The organism is Acidovorax sp. GW460-11-11-14-LB4, from assembly GCF_059423685.1.
Map to the genome: position 1 here is coordinate 62,611 of NZ_JBWKYJ010000007.1, position 13,376 is coordinate 75,986.

At 65.5% G+C, this 13,376-nt stretch carries 13 protein-coding genes and 1 other RNA gene; 3 read left to right on the forward strand and 11 right to left on the reverse strand.

The genetic code is table 11. The features are described from left to right. Positions 1 to 7 precede the first annotated feature (7 nt). An RNA gene (gene rnpB, locus AC07X4_RS05205) (RNase P RNA component class A) lies at positions 8 to 347 on the forward strand. Positions 348 to 370: 23 nt separating this feature from the next. On the opposite strand, the gene AC07X4_RS05210 is transcribed toward rnpB, so the two are convergent. From AC07X4_RS05210 to AC07X4_RS05245, 8 genes are all read right to left on the reverse strand, one after another. Continuing rightward, on the reverse strand, positions 371 to 778 hold the full coding sequence (locus AC07X4_RS05210) for a hypothetical protein (protein ID WP_494739454.1): 408 nt from the start codon (positions 776 to 778) through the stop codon (positions 371 to 373). Beyond that, positions 778 to 1,659 (reverse strand): DUF6402 family protein, encoded by an 882-nt coding sequence (locus AC07X4_RS05215; RefSeq protein WP_494739455.1) that lies wholly within the window; start codon positions 1,657 to 1,659, stop codon positions 778 to 780. The genes AC07X4_RS05210 and AC07X4_RS05215 overlap by 1 nt, the downstream gene beginning before the upstream one ends. Positions 1,660 to 1,831: 172 nt before the next feature. Next, positions 1,832 to 3,118, reverse strand: coding sequence for a M48 family metallopeptidase (locus AC07X4_RS05220; RefSeq protein ID WP_494739456.1), 1,287 nt, complete (start codon positions 3,116 to 3,118; stop codon positions 1,832 to 1,834). A 2-nt stretch (positions 3,119 to 3,120) separates the two neighbouring features. Next, on the reverse strand, positions 3,121 to 4,386 hold the full coding sequence (locus AC07X4_RS05225; protein ID WP_494739457.1) for a YjgN family protein: 1,266 nt from the start codon (positions 4,384 to 4,386) through the stop codon (positions 3,121 to 3,123). Positions 4,387 to 4,722: 336 nt separating this feature from the next. Further along, positions 4,723 to 5,517, reverse strand: coding sequence for an rRNA pseudouridine synthase (locus AC07X4_RS05230; RefSeq protein ID WP_494739458.1), 795 nt, complete (start codon positions 5,515 to 5,517; stop codon positions 4,723 to 4,725). 31 nt (positions 5,518 to 5,548) lie between these two features. After that, entirely contained in the window at positions 5,549 to 7,246 is a 1,698-nt protein-coding gene (locus tag AC07X4_RS05235; RefSeq protein WP_494739459.1) for an MBL fold metallo-hydrolase, read from the reverse strand. Between the two features lie 80 nt (positions 7,247 to 7,326). Beyond that, complete coding sequence (locus AC07X4_RS05240; protein ID WP_494739460.1) at positions 7,327 to 8,079, reverse strand: maleate cis-trans isomerase family protein; 753 nt, start codon at positions 8,077 to 8,079, stop codon at positions 7,327 to 7,329. 93 nt (positions 8,080 to 8,172) lie between these two features. After that, complete coding sequence (locus AC07X4_RS05245) at positions 8,173 to 9,135, reverse strand: Bug family tripartite tricarboxylate transporter substrate binding protein (RefSeq protein WP_052952277.1); 963 nt, start codon at positions 9,133 to 9,135, stop codon at positions 8,173 to 8,175. 98 nt (positions 9,136 to 9,233) lie between these two features. Between AC07X4_RS05245 and AC07X4_RS05250 the strand changes: the two genes are divergently transcribed. Further along, positions 9,234 to 10,103 (forward strand): LysR substrate-binding domain-containing protein, encoded by an 870-nt coding sequence (locus AC07X4_RS05250; protein ID WP_056745290.1) that lies wholly within the window; start codon positions 9,234 to 9,236, stop codon positions 10,101 to 10,103. A gap of 7 nt (positions 10,104 to 10,110) precedes the next feature. On the opposite strand, the gene AC07X4_RS05255 is transcribed toward AC07X4_RS05250, so the two are convergent. Beyond that, positions 10,111 to 11,313, reverse strand: coding sequence for an MFS transporter (locus AC07X4_RS05255; RefSeq protein WP_056059279.1), 1,203 nt, complete (start codon positions 11,311 to 11,313; stop codon positions 10,111 to 10,113). Between the two features lie 124 nt (positions 11,314 to 11,437). Here AC07X4_RS05255 and AC07X4_RS05260 point away from each other — a divergent pair, with 124 nt between their 5' ends. Further along, positions 11,438 to 12,322, forward strand: a complete 885-nt coding sequence (locus AC07X4_RS05260) for a LysR substrate-binding domain-containing protein (protein WP_494739461.1) — start codon at positions 11,438 to 11,440, stop codon at positions 12,320 to 12,322. Positions 12,323 to 12,347: 25 nt separating this feature from the next. On the opposite strand, the gene AC07X4_RS05265 is transcribed toward AC07X4_RS05260, so the two are convergent. Then, the gene (locus AC07X4_RS05265; RefSeq protein ID WP_015012532.1) at positions 12,348 to 12,545 is read right to left on the reverse strand and encodes a hypothetical protein; all 198 of its coding nucleotides are present in this window, start codon (positions 12,543 to 12,545) and stop codon (positions 12,348 to 12,350) included. 121 nt (positions 12,546 to 12,666) lie between these two features. Continuing rightward, on the reverse strand, positions 12,667 to 13,371 hold the full coding sequence (locus AC07X4_RS05270) for a glutathione S-transferase N-terminal domain-containing protein (protein ID WP_494739462.1): 705 nt from the start codon (positions 13,369 to 13,371) through the stop codon (positions 12,667 to 12,669). Positions 13,372 to 13,376 lie beyond the last annotated feature (5 nt).

The window sequence follows — 13,376 nt, forward strand, 5'->3', positions numbered from 1 at the left end:
CGCCCGTGAAGCACGCCAGACCGCCGCTGGTGCAATCTGGGAAACCAGGCACTGGAGGAACGTCCGGACTGCACAGGACAGCGTAGCAGCTAACGGCTGCCCACCGTGAGGTGAGGATCAGAGCAACAGAGACGAGTCCCGGGGGAGTGCCGCAAGGCAAACCACCGGGGGTGAAACGGGCAATCTCTACGCGCAGCAATACCAAGTAGGCCAGCGTTGATGTGGTTCCGCAGAGCTGGCGGGTAGGTAGCACCGAGCCGTGGTGGCGACACCCGGCCCAGATTAATGGCGGTCACACTGCGGGCAACCGTGGTGCACAGAATCCGGCTTATCGGCGTGCTTCACACTTTTTCTTAGAGTACTTTCTGGCTCAGTGTTTGTAGTTTGGGCAACTTGGGGCTTGGGCGGGCTCGTTGCATTCCCCTGGGATGTTCTCGAAAATGACGTCGCGTCCGACATATACCTTGTTGAATTGCAATGGGGGATCCAGGTGCCAGCTGATTTCGCCATTGAACAGCAAATCAACGACCGCACTTTCGCCCAACAGTGTTTTTGGCTCGATGCGGTACAGGCGAACGACATAAGGCATCTTGTGGGCGGGGTGCACCACGCGTTGCAAAAAAGATGCCTTATGGAACTCCAATCGATAAACCCGGTGTGGGCTATTCTCCGCGTCGGCGAAGGTAGGGGTGGCCAGGTACCAACCTATAGCGCATAGAACACTGAGCGCGATGCACCATGCAATACAAGGTACTCGTTTCAAACGGGAAAATTGCATCACCACTCCAGCCGAACAGGGGTTGTCAGGCGAACCCGATGCACGTCCGACAAGACCATGAAATCTCCGCCGTAGCCCTGCGTTTTGCGCCATTGCCTGAAATGCTTGTTTTGCACAAGATAGTTCTGGCTGCGCAGCTCGGAAGGATCTCCGTACGCCCATTGGGTGGTTGTGGGAACGTCAAGTGCCAGTTGCGGTTTGCGTTCTACGCCATTGAAACTCCAGAAGCCCAGAGGCTGCGACAGAAAAGAGTCGTCGTTGAAGTCATAGGAATCGCGCAAGTAGAACCCTAGTTCATCGATCACGATGGCTGCTTTGCCCGGGCCTTTTGGCGTAACGACGCCCGAAACGGCCACCTTGAGAGTGGCTTCTCCCATCGCACCATAGAAGTCATCCATGGGGTCGCTGAGGTTACCGATGCTCTCGAAATTCACCTGGCTGGTCTGGTCGAGGATTTTTGCAGAGTGGGCAAGGTTTCCAAACTGCCAGCACTGGGTGGATCGTCCCACCCCTTGCTCCGCTACCCTTCGTTGCAATTGAGCTACTCCTGCCGGGCTGGACCATTTGCTCTGCAACTTGGCCAAGGCCGCTTGCACTCTCGCATGGCTTAATGCCCACGTCATCTTTACCGTGGTTTCGTCCAATTGCGCGGGATTCAGCTGTGTTAACCGGTGCGGCGCTCGCCCACTTTTTACTGCATCTGACATCACATGTGCTGGCGCCCTGAACCAGCGGTCCATAAGCGTAGCTGCCACTGGCCATCCTAGACGGGCGCGCATGACATTGGGGATGTCATCCAGCCTGAATCGCTGCACCTTTGGTGGCAGCCGTTTTTCAAGCTGCGCCGAGAGCTGCTCTGCTCCTGAGACGATACCGCCCATGATATTCCCTCCCACATCCGCTTCTTTTTAAGCAGTGGATTCTCATGGTTGAGCGTTCGTGAGCTTTGTAAGGTGGCTCTTTTTTGGTTACGGGGGGTAACCCGATGGGGCACGCCGCAAGTGCGTTAGCGCAGGTCTTGCGCTTGTTACGGTGGACTGGCCTGGGTGTGGGTCACTTCTTTGCGCAGTGCGGCGCGTGCCCTTGCTCCAGTTCGGTGGCGCGTTTCACCGTCTCGGGGTGGCTGCTGAGCAGCGACCAGACCGGGTGAGATTCGGCCTCCTGTCCCAACTTGCGTTTGCGTGTGGCGTCGGGCGCGCTGGCGGCTGATTGGGGCGTAGGGCCGTGGGAAGCATCGACTGGGTTGTCGCCGGCCGCCTTTTTGTCCTTGTCGCTGCCCTTGCCCTTGTCCTTGTCCTTGTCCTTGTCCTTGTCCTTGTCCTTGTCCTCTTCGTCTTCATCGTCCCGCGCAATGGCCAGCAGCAGCTTGCCCATGGGCGCCGTGGGCAGCGCGGTGTGGCGCATGAGGGCGATGGCGTAGCAGTCGGCCTCGCGCTCGTGGCTGCGGCTGTAAGCCAGTCCCGTCATCACCGAGGCACCGGTGGAGACGATGGCCGACACATCTCCCAGTGCCAAGCCCAGGCCCACATTGAGCACGCCTTGCTCCACCACCATGCGGGTGGTGTGGCGGTGCACGACATGGCCGATCTCGTGGGCCAGCACGCCCACCAGGGCGTCGTCGGGCAGGCCCTTGTCGGCGGCGGCTTTCACGATGCCGTCGGTCATCACGATCTTGCCGCCGGGCAGGGCAAAGGCATTGGCGCCCATGCCCGAACGGAACTCCAGCGACAGGGGCGGGTTGTACTGTGCGTAGCGGTGCAGCGTGGCGGGCGCCTGTTGCACCAACGTGTTGAAGCGTGCCTGGAGTTGCTGCTGCCGCTCTTTGGGGAGCTGGCTGGGCTTGAGCGTGCCTTCATCCATCTGCTTGAGCACGTTCTCAGCCACGCTGGTTTCCCAGCCCAGGGGCACAAACCGCGTGAGCTGCGTGGCCGCCCAGGGTGTGCCGTAGCGGTAGAACAGCGTGAGGCCAATGACGGCGGCGGCCGTCACGCCCAGCAGCACGGGCCAGCGGGTCTGCATGCGTTGTGCGATGCCGGGGCGCTCACCTGCCGCGGCCAGGGCGGCGCGCCATTCGGTCACGGCATCGATCTCCACGCTGCCATGGTCGCGCAGATCGACGACCACGCGGGGTTGCGGCTTGCGCTCGTTCCAGGCCTCGGGCCAGCCCACCTGTTTCCAGGCAAAGACCACAGGCTCGGCCCCGGGCTGTGAGAGCGGGTGCAGCACCAAGGAGGGGCCTTGTGGCGTGGGCCGCAGGCTCACCACCACGGGCCGGGCCTTGCTGCTCTGGCCATCGAACCAGCGCCCGGGGACGAGGGCTGGGTGCGCAGATGCCGACATGTTCAGCCGATAAGGTCGAGGCCAGCCGCATCCGCCAGTGCATCGCCCAGGCCCCCCTGCTGCTGGCGCACCATGGCACCGGTCACCTGCTCCACGCCGCCCTTGACGTGCAGGGTGACGGACTCACACTTCATGCGGTATTCGCTGACCCGCGCAAACGGGCGGTACAGCCCCAACGTCAGCAGGGTAAGCAGCATGTTCTTGATGCGCAGCCACACGTAGCGGCCGCTCTTGAGGTGGCACTTGAAGCGGGCCACGTGGCTCACGCCGATGTTGTTCCACATCAGCTGGAACATGCGCGCCTCGCGGTATGCGCGGGCCGGTGCCGATGCCAGGATCAGCATGAAGATGCCCGCGATGATGGACACGATGATCACCACAAACATCCACAGGCCCAGGCGATCGCTCTGGCCGGCCACCAGGGCGATGGAGCTGCCTGCGAGGATGCCGATCAGCGCCGAGAACCCCACCACGCACAGGATGAATACGGCCACGGTGGCCATCCACACCTTGACGAAGTCCATGTACACGGGCTTCCAGCGGCCTCGCTCGGCACCCACCTGGGCCTTGAGCACCAAGAGGCTCTTGAAGTTGTATTCGGTGCGGATCACGCACAGCACCGACAGCACCAGGCCCAGCAGTACCAAGCCGCCCATGGCGGGCGTGAAGCGGGGCATGGGTTGTTTCTTGCCCTCTTCTTCGATGGCCTCCAGCGCCTGGGCCAGGTCGGGCGACAGCAGCTGCAGACCATAAAACACGCCAAACCACACCAGCGCCAGCGCAAAAACAGGCCAGCTGGCGATGTACACCTCTTTCCAGCTGGCCGTGAACTGCAGTCGCAGCCCGCGCCACCGCGTGGCCCCCAGGCGAAACCGCATGGCGCTGGCCCAGATGAAGGGCGCCAGCGCTGCGCCCGCCAGCAGGAACAGGCCCACCGCCGTGTCCTGCCCGGTGTTGGCGGCCAGGTTGTAGGCAATGGTCAGCAGCATCAGCAGCACAAAGCCCATCACCATCTTGCGCTGCTGCGCGGTGAATTCGAGGGGGCTGCCGGCCACCAGCGTGTGGCTGTAGAAATACTGGGCGGTGCGGCGGCGCGCCCAGGGGGTGTAGATGCCCAGCGTGACGATGGACAGCAGCACGTTGACGATCCAGACCCGGAAATACTCGCCCCCGCTGCCCGTGAACTCGAGCGGGTGGGCATCGATGTTCATCGGCATGAAGGTGGACATCGGCCCCGCAGCGCCGCCAGACGATTGGTTTGTGTTCATGAACTCCCTCCAGAGTGCTGCGCAGTGTAGCAGCGGTGCGGATCGAAGGAATTCAAATGAAAAAGGCTTGAAGCGCCTGTTTTAAAAGCGCTGGCAGCTATGTTTTCAGGAGCATATGTGCTTGACTTGTCCGGTGCGCATCGGCAGGGTGCCGCTGGGCCCGCAAGCCCTTAGGGCAACGCTGAACAAGTCCCTCGCGCACCGCGAACCCCTGCTTTGGGCGGTCTGCCGCGTTGCAAATCCTCGCGATAGCTACGGCTATCGCTGTGGTTTGCGCCTTGCATCCCATCCCAAATCAGGGCGGGCGCCACTGCGGGGGACTTGTTCAGCGTTGCCTTAGAACTTCTCCCAAGGCTGCAGGTAGCGCCACTGCCCCTCAGGCACCTTGGCCAGCGGCACGCGGCCGATGCGGATGCGCTTCATGCCCACCACCGTCAGGCCCACCGCCTCGCACATGGCCGGGATCTGGCCGGGGCGGATGCCCTTGAGCGCAAAGCGCAGCTTGGTTTCGTTCTGCCAGCTCACCTTGATGGGGGGCAGGGGGCGGCCATTGAACGTGAGGCCATGGCACAGGCGCTGCAGGCCATTGGGCGCGATGTCGCCATTGACCTCGACGATGCACTCCTGCTCCAGCGACTCGATGTCTTCGGCCAGCTTGCGCGCGATGCGCTTGTCTTGCGTGTACACCACGAGGCCGCTGGCCTCAATGGGTAGCGGGGTGAAGCATTCGAGCTGCTTGAAGTGGCGCTGCAGCACGCGGATGCCCGAGGCGTCTTCCGGCAGGTGGGACGCCGCGCTGAGCAGCGTGAGCGCCTGTTGCGCACCCTGACTGCGGCTGGCGTGGGCCGCCTGCCCGGTGGGTGAGCCAGGCAGGCCCAGGCCGGCTTCAAACCCTGCGGGCTTGTGCAGCAGCAAGGTCACTGGGGTCAGCTCCAGCAGGCTGGCATCGGGTGCGACCGCCACGGTCTGATCGGGGCGCACGCGCGCGCCGGGGGCTTCCTCGATCTGGCCGTCCACGCTCACAAAGCCGCCCTCGATGAATTGCTCGGCCGTGCTGCGCGAGCAGCTCAGCTGTTCGGCCACGCGTTTGGCCAGGCGGATGTGGGTGGAGTCAGGGTTCTTGTCGGTCATTGAATGAAGGCGGTCTTGGTGTTCTTGTGGTTCAGTCATTGCCGGGCTGCAGAGAGCGAATGCGCTCCACATGCGCCAGCAGCGAGCGCTGGGCCACGGGCCACATGCGCTGCGGTACGTCGTCATAGGCGTGGCGCACCCAGTCGTCCATGCTGCCCTGGGGCAGCGCCTGCATGGCGGCCAGTACCTTGGCCTCGCGCGCCAGGCGGTGGGCCCTGAGCTTGGCGATGGCATTGCGGGCACCGAGGACCGGGCCCCCCAGCACGTAGCCATGCGCGGGCAGGATGAACTCCACGCTGTGCTCGGCGCAGACCGCATCCAGCCGTTCCAGCGAATCCAGGTAGTCGGCCATGTTGCCGTCCGGCGGGTCGATCACCGTGGTGCTGCCGTTCAGGATGTGGTCACCACTGAACAGCAGCGCGTCTTCCACCAGCAGCAGGCACAGGTGGTTGGCCGCATGGCCTGGGGTGTGGATCACCTGCAGGGTATGGGTGATTTTGCCTTCATATGCTAGTCCCTCAAGAACGAGCAGCTCACTATTTTGTAGCGCCCGGTCGGGGGTGAACTGGCTGGCCGCGCGGGCCGTGGGGGCCGACGGCAGGCCCAGAACGGGCGGGCGTGCCTTGCCGGCCTGCACACACATCGCCTGCAGCGGTGCGGCGCCGGGAGAGTGGTCGGCGTGCGAATGGGTGCACACAATCATGCGGATGTCGCCCCCCGCTGCACGCCAGAGCTTGTCCAGGTGCTCGGCGTCGGCCGGGCCAGGGTCGATGGCGATGAAGCCTGTGGCCGGGTCGCCCACCAGATAGCTGTTGGTGCCAGGGCCGGTCATCACGCCGGGGTTGGGCGCGGTCAGGCGCATCACGTTGCGCAGCAGCGGCACGGGGCGCTCGGTCTGCCAGTCCAGCGGGTGCACGATCTGCCCGTCGGGGCAGACCAGCGCCAGCTCGCCAAACGGCATTTCGTCCTCCATGTAGCGCGCTTCCTTGCCTGCCAGCAGGCCTGCGCGCGGGCAGCTGACCCACAGGGGCTGCTCGTGCGCCACGGCGTCCAGCACCGCCTGGGTGCTGGCAAATTGGGCCAGGCGCTGCAGCGTGCGGATGGTCGGGAAGATCATGAAGAACTGCCCCGCCTCGTGCCGCGCCAGCGCGTCGGCAGGGCGCACCCACACGGGCTCGAACTGCTCTGCCTCGTCGGCCACGGGCTCCTGGCCCTCGGGCATGCGGGCCACCAGAAAGGGCACTTCAAAGCGGCGCGCCAGGTCCCGGTCGGCCGTCCAGTGGGCCAGCAGGTACACCCCATCTGCCGCCAGGCGCAGTCCGCGAGCGGCGCACTGCGCGGCAAACGGCTGGTGGCGGTCGATGGCGGCAATGTCCTGCGCGTCGGCCATCTGCCCTTGGCGGGGGCCGTCGGCATGGCGCGCCAGCAATACGCCCAGCTCTTCAAAACTCTCACGGATGGCAGCAATCGCCTGGGTGAGGTGCTGGTGGCTTTGTGTGGGGCGGCGGTCGGCGGTGGCGTGCGTGGCGGGCGCAGCGTCCAGCGCATCAATGCCCCCGCCGGGGAACACATAGGCGCCAGGCGCAAAACTGGCCGTGGCCGAGCGCCGGGTCATGAGGACTTCGAGCCCGCCGCCGCCAGGCACATCGCGCAGCAGCAGCACGGTGGCAGCGGGGCGGGTGGCTACCGGTTCTCGGTGGGGGTGGAGTTGTTGGCTGGAGCGGGGCATCGGGCCATTATCCGGCGTTGCCCTGCAGCCTGCCCGCCAGCTGCTTTCGTCAACGGACCGGCCTCTTGCCCTTGGGGAGGTCAGTAGGCGCCAGAGAGCAGGGCCCCTGCGTTGGGTACCCGCGTTTCCAGCCCCAGGCGCTTGAGCATCGCCCAGGTGGTGCAGGCTGCAGCGGACACGACAGGAATGCCCAACTGGTCCTGTGCCATCTGCACGGACGCCAGCGAGGGCATCTGGACGCAGGCCGAGATCACCACCACGTCCACGCCGCGCGTGTCCAGCCGTTGCACCAGCTGGGCCGGGGCGGCGGGGTCCTGCGCGCCCACCTGCAGGTTGTCGGCAATTTCCAGCGACAGGCTGTCGTGCACGGCAATGCCCTCGTGCTCGATGTAGTCCACCACCAGCTGGGTCAGCGGCTTCATATAGGGCGTGAGCACCGACACCTTCTTCGCGCCCATGGCCTTGAGCCCTTCGACCAGCGCGCCTGCGCTCGACACCACCGGCGCGGGCTTGCCATTGGCCAAGGTGACCTCATGCAGCCGCTTTTCGGATGCGCGGTGGTAGCCCAGGCCCATGCTCATGATGGCCACCAGGCAGGCGTAGCCCATCACGTCCATCTTGCCGTCCGACAGTTCCAGCGCGCAGCGGTCGGAGTCTCGGTCCATTGCGGCCAGCTCTTCCTTGGTGACTTTTTGCATGCGCATGCGGCTGGCGTGGAAGCTGAAGCGCTCGGGCAAGATCTGCTCACGGGCGCGCAGCATGGCTGGAATCTCGGTCTCCATGGTGGTGTTGGAGCTGGGCACGATCTGCCCGATGCGGTAGGTGCGTTGCATGGTGGTCTTTCAGGGGGTGATGGGCAAAGCGCTGCCCAACCGGCGCGCAGAGCGCCGGGAATGGGATAGCGCAAGGGGAGGTTTGCGGGCCGGTCAGTCGGCCTTGATGCCCGCGGCCTTGATGGTCTTGGCCCAGTAGGCGGTTTCTGTTTTCACCAGCTCACCCAGGGCGTCGGGTGGCAGGTAGCGCAGTTCGATGCCGGCAGCGTCGGCGCGCTGGCGCGTCTCGGGCATGTCCAGCGCCTTCTTCACATCGGCGGTGAGTTTGGCCACCACGGCGGGTGGCGTGGCGGCCGGGGCGAACAGGCCCACCCAGGCTTCGAGCTTGAAGTCGGGCATGCCGGCCTCGGCCACGGTGGGCACGTTGGGCAGGCCCGGGTGGCGCTTGGTGCCGGTGACGGCAAAGGCCTTGAGCTTGCCGCTGACCACATGCTGCATGACCGACGGTGGCGTGGTGATGAACACCTGCACCTGGCCCGCCAGCACATCAGCCACCGCAGGGCCCGAGCCACGGTAGGGGATGTGGGTCATGAAGGTGCCGCTTTGCTGCTTGAAGATCTCGGTGCCGATGTGCGACAGCGAGCCGTTGCCCTGCGAGGCGTAGTTCACCTTGCCCGGGTTGGCCTTGAGGTAGGCGATGAATTCCTTGAGGTTGTTGGCTGGCACCGAGGGGTGAGCGGCAATCACGTTGGTGGCCACGGTGAGCAGCGCGACGGGGGCGAAGTCCTTGGCCTCCCAGGGCAGGCTGGGGGTTAGGGCCGGGTTGCCCACGTGGTAGGCCGAGTACGAGATCAGCAGGTTGTAACCATCGGGTTTTGCGCGGGCCACGGCGCCGTAGGCCACGTTGCCGCTGCCGCCCGCCTTGTTGTCGATCACCACCGGCTGGCCGATCACGCGCGCCAACGGCTCGTTGAGCAGGCGGGCCGAGGTGTCCACCACGCCGCCGGGCGGGTTGGGCACGGTGAGCGTGATGGCCTTGCTGGGGTAGTTGTCTTGCGCCATGGCCAGGCCCGAGAGGGCCAGCGTGGCAGCCAGCAGGCTGTGCTTGATCGTCATGTTCGTCTCCACCAGATGTTGTAGTGAAGGTATTGTGGAAACAAGCGAATCCGCAGTCCAATATATTGTTGGTCTTGATCAAGACCTGAAAAGTATCAATGGAACTGCGCCATCTGCGTTACTTCGTCGCCCTGGCGGAAGAGCTGAGCTTCACACGCGCCGCGCAGCGCCTGCATGTCTCGCAGCCGCCGCTGAGCCTGCAGATCGCCCAGCTGGAACAAGAACTGGGCGCCCAGCTCTTCGTGCGCACCAGCCGGCGCGTGGAGCTGACGCTGGCAGGCCAGGCCTATCTGGTGGATGCACGCGCGGTGCTGGAGCGGCTGGACACGGCGCGCCAGCGTGTGGCGGCCATCGGCCAGGGGCAGGCCGGGCGCATTGAAGTGGGGCTGTCGGGCTCGCATTTCCTCGGGCCGTTTCCGGCGGCGCTGGCGCGCTACCGACAAAGCCATCCGGGCGTGGATGTGGTGCTGCACGAGATGCAGCCTTCGCTGCAGCAGGCGGCCCTGCGCGACAAACGCATTGATGTGGGCATCTCGCGCACGGCCGTCAACGACGACCAGCTCGCCAGCACCCTGCTGTGGCCCGACCCTGTGGTGGCGGCTTTGCCGCCCGGCCACCCGCTGGCGGCGCGCAAGGCACTGGCCTTGAAGGACCTGCGCAGCGAGGCCTTCGTGATGCTGCGCCGCGACTCGTCGGCCCATGCCGAGCACATGGTGCAGTGCTGCGTGCAGGCCGGCTTTGCGCCCCAGGTGGCGCAGACCACGGTGGAGCTGGCGGCCGTGCTGAGCCTGGTGGCGGCCGGGCTGGGCGTGGCCCTGGTGCCGTCGTCCCTGGGCATGCTGTTTGGGCCACGCGTGGTGTTCAAGCCCTTGGGCGCCAAAGCGCCGCGCGCCGATGTGCATGCGGTGCAGCGGCGCGACGACTTGCTGGGCGTGGTGCCGGCTTTCGTGCGGGTGATGGCGGGCTGACGTGGGCTCAGTGCCCCACAGGCACCACACCAGCGGCACGCACGGGGATGCCGCTGCGCCGGTCCAGCACACCGCTCCAGTGCGTGAGGGCCAGCGACACCAGCACCACCAGCGCACCGATCCACGGCGTGTGCTGCAGGCCCAGGTGCGTCACGATCAGGCCACCGGCCCACGCGGCGCCGGCGATGCCCAGGTTGAACGCTGCGATGTTCAGGCCCGAGGCCACGTCCACCGCCTGCGGCGTGAAGCGCTCGGCCTGCTTGACCACATACACCTGCAGCCCCGGCACATTGCCGAATGCCACGGCGCCCCACAGCAGCACGGTGCCCACAGCCAGCCAGGGGTGGGGCGCGGTGAACTGCAGCAGCAGCAGCACGGCCGCCAGCAGCGCAAAGATGATGCGCAGCGCAGGGATGGGGCCCAGCCGGTCGGCCAGCTTGCCGCCCCAGAGGTTGCCCACGGCCACGGACACGCCGTACACCAGCATCACCCAGCCCACCGAACCCGCGCTGAACCCCGAGATGTCGGTGAGGATGGGCGCGAGAAAGGTGAACGGAATGAAGGTGCCGCCGTAGCCGATGGCCGTCTTGGCATATACCAGCAGCAGGCGCGGCTCTGCCAGCACCTTGGCCTGCTGCAGCAGCGAGGCGGGCGGGGTATGCGCCAGGTTGCGCGGCACGAAGAGGGCGCTGCCGATGAAGGCTGCCGCGCCCAGGGTTGACACGGCCAGGAAGGTCTCGCGCCAGCCAAAGTGCTGGCCGATGAAGGTACCCAGCGGCACGCCCGTGACCAGGGCCACCGTGAGGCCGGTGAACATGATGGCAATCGCACTCGCGGCCTTTTCGCGCGGCACCAGGCCGGTGGCGATGGTCGAGCCGATCGAGAAGAACACGCCATGCGCCAGCCCGGTGAGGATGCGCGCGGCCACCAGTGTCTCGTAGCTGGGTGCCTGCCAGGCCAGCAGGTTGCCGGCGGTGAACAGCGCCATCAGCGCCAGCAGCAGCGCCTTGCGCGGCAGCTTGCCGGTGAGTGCGGTGAGCACCGGGGCGCCGACGGCGACCCCCAGGGCGTACAGGCTGACCAGCAGGCCCGCCGAGGGGATGCTGATGGAAAGGTCTGCCGCCACGGTGGGCAGCAGGCCAACGATCACGAACTCGGTCGTGCCGATGGCAAAAGCGCTGAGCGTCAGCGCGAGCAAGGCAATGGGCATGGGAACACTCCAGTTTTCAGGCTTTCGGGCTCTGGAGTGTGGGTGTTTGGATCTTGCAGAAAAAGAGGGTGAGGCGCCATTGATAATTGACTGAAAATCAACAATCAAAGCGCCAGGAGCACCCATGAAAACCACGCTGGAAGAACTGCAGGCCTTTGTCGCCGTGGTGGATGGCGGTTCGATCACGGCTGCAGCCGACGCACTGGGCCAGACCGTCTCGGGCATCAGCCGGGCACTGGCGCGGCTGGAGAAAAAGCTGGACACCACGCTGCTTCGCCGCACGACGCGCCGCACTGCGCTGACCGAGGAGGGCCAGGCCTTTTTGCAGCGCACGCGCGCCATCCTGGCCTCCATCGACGACGCCGAGGAGCACATGGCTGCGCGCCGCCAGCAGCCCGCAGGCCGCCTGCGGGTGAATGCCGCCACGCCCTTCATGCTGCATGCCGTGGTGCCCCTGGTGCCGGCGTTTCGCGAGGCGTATCCGCAGATCACGCTGCAACTGGACACGGATGAAACGTACATCGACCTGCTGGAGCGGCGCACGGACGTGGCCATTCGCATCGGACAACTCCAGGACTCCAGCCTGCATGCGCGCCCCCTGTGCACCAGCCGCCTGCGGGTGCTGGCCAGCCCCGACTACCTGGCGCGCACGGGCAAGCCCAAAAGCGTGGCCGACCTCGCCCGGCACACGCTGCTGGGCTTCAACCAGCCCGAGTCGCTTAACCACTGGCCGCTGCGGGGCGAGCATGGTGATGCCTGGCCCATCGTGCCCAGCCTCACCGCGTCGAACGGCGAAACGTTGCGTCAGCTTGCGCTGCAGGGGGTGGGCATCGTGTGCCTGTCCGATTTCATGACGGCCGGTGACCGTGCGCGTGGCGACCTGGTGCAGGTGCTGGCCAAGGACACGGTGGAGGTGCGCCAGCCCATCAGCGCGGTGTACTACCGCAACACGCAGCTGGCGGCACGCATCGCGTGTTTTCTGGATTTTCTGCAGGAGCGTCTGGGCTGAGCAGGCCTGCCTTGCAGGCCCGCCGTTAGCGCAATGCGCGCAGCTGCTGCAGGCGAAGCAGCACCGCGTCGATGACGGCATTGGCACCCTCCACATCGCAGCTCCACAGCATTTCCAGCAACTCGATCAGGGCGATGGCGTTCGTTTCCTGCAGCGCTGCACGGGCGGCAGCCTGGAGGTCGTGCAGGTCCAGATCCTGAAGAACATCAACGGTCAATCCCATGGGGCACTCCCTGTTTTTTTTAAGGAGGCCCATGGTAGGTGCGTGGCGGCCGGGTGCCGGGCTGCGCGGCATGATCAAGATCAAGGGCCGATGAGAAACCCAGGCGCCCTGGCGCCCGCCGTCAGCCGCGTGCCGGAATCGCCAGCCCCCGGGCCACCGCCGGGCGCGCCACAAACGCATCGAGCACGCGCTGCACTTCCTTGAACTGGCCAAACTCCACCAGGTCGCCCGCGCCATAGAAGCCGATGAGGTTGCGCACCCAGGGCAGGATGGCAATGTCGGCGATGGTGTACTGGTCGCCCATCACCCATGGGCGGCCCGCCAGGCGCTCGTCCAGCACCTTGAGCAGGCGCTTCGATTCAGCGACATACCGGTCGCGCGGGCGCTTGTCCTCATAGTCCTTGCCCGCAAACTTGTGGAAGAACCCGAGCTGGCCAAACATGGGGCCCACGCCGCCCATCTGCCACATCACCCATTGCAGGGTCTCGTAGCGCCCGGCGGTGTCCTGCGGCATCAGCTGGCCGGTCTTGCTGGCCAGGTACACCAGGATGGCGCCGGACTCGAACAGCGCCAGCGGCTGGCCGTCCGGGCCGTTCGGGTCCAGGATGGCCGGGATCTTGTTGTTGGGGTTGAGCGAGAGAAACTCGGGGGAGGTCTGGTCGTTGGTCTCAAAGCTCACCAGGTGGGGCTCGTAGGGCAGGCCCAGTTCTTCCAGTGCAATCGACACCTTCACGCCGTTGGGCGTGGGCAATGAGTACAGCTGGATGCGGTCGGGGTGCCGGGCGGGCCATTTGCGGGTGATGGCAAAAGCGGAAAGATCGGTCATGCGAG

What these genes read in the sequence shown, in the direction of transcription:
- AC07X4_RS05210 (WP_494739454.1), bottom strand. Translation starts at nt 778, where the DNA reads ATGCAATTTTCCCGTTTGAAACGAGTACCTTGTATTGCATGGTGCATC.
- AC07X4_RS05215 (WP_494739455.1), bottom strand. Translation starts at nt 1,659, where the DNA reads ATGGGCGGTATCGTCTCAGGAGCAGAGCAGCTCTCGGCGCAGCTTGAA.
- AC07X4_RS05220 (WP_494739456.1), bottom strand. Translation starts at nt 3,118, where the DNA reads ATGTCGGCATCTGCGCACCCAGCCCTCGTCCCCGGGCGCTGGTTCGAT.
- AC07X4_RS05225 (WP_494739457.1), bottom strand. Translation starts at nt 4,386, where the DNA reads ATGAACACAAACCAATCGTCTGGCGGCGCTGCGGGGCCGATGTCCACC.
- AC07X4_RS05230 (WP_494739458.1), bottom strand. Translation starts at nt 5,517, where the DNA reads ATGACCGACAAGAACCCTGACTCCACCCACATCCGCCTGGCCAAACGC.
- AC07X4_RS05235 (WP_494739459.1), bottom strand. Translation starts at nt 7,246, where the DNA reads ATGCCCCGCTCCAGCCAACAACTCCACCCCCACCGAGAACCGGTAGCC.
- AC07X4_RS05240 (WP_494739460.1), bottom strand. Translation starts at nt 8,079, where the DNA reads ATGCAACGCACCTACCGCATCGGGCAGATCGTGCCCAGCTCCAACACC.
- AC07X4_RS05245 (WP_052952277.1), bottom strand. Translation starts at nt 9,135, where the DNA reads ATGACGATCAAGCACAGCCTGCTGGCTGCCACGCTGGCCCTCTCGGGC.
- AC07X4_RS05250 (WP_056745290.1), top strand. Translation starts at nt 9,234, where the DNA reads ATGGAACTGCGCCATCTGCGTTACTTCGTCGCCCTGGCGGAAGAGCTG.
- AC07X4_RS05255 (WP_056059279.1), bottom strand. Translation starts at nt 11,313, where the DNA reads ATGCCCATTGCCTTGCTCGCGCTGACGCTCAGCGCTTTTGCCATCGGC.
- AC07X4_RS05260 (WP_494739461.1), top strand. Translation starts at nt 11,438, where the DNA reads ATGAAAACCACGCTGGAAGAACTGCAGGCCTTTGTCGCCGTGGTGGAT.
- AC07X4_RS05265 (WP_015012532.1), bottom strand. Translation starts at nt 12,545, where the DNA reads ATGGGATTGACCGTTGATGTTCTTCAGGATCTGGACCTGCACGACCTC.
- AC07X4_RS05270 (WP_494739462.1), bottom strand. Translation starts at nt 13,371, where the DNA reads ATGACCGATCTTTCCGCTTTTGCCATCACCCGCAAATGGCCCGCCCGG.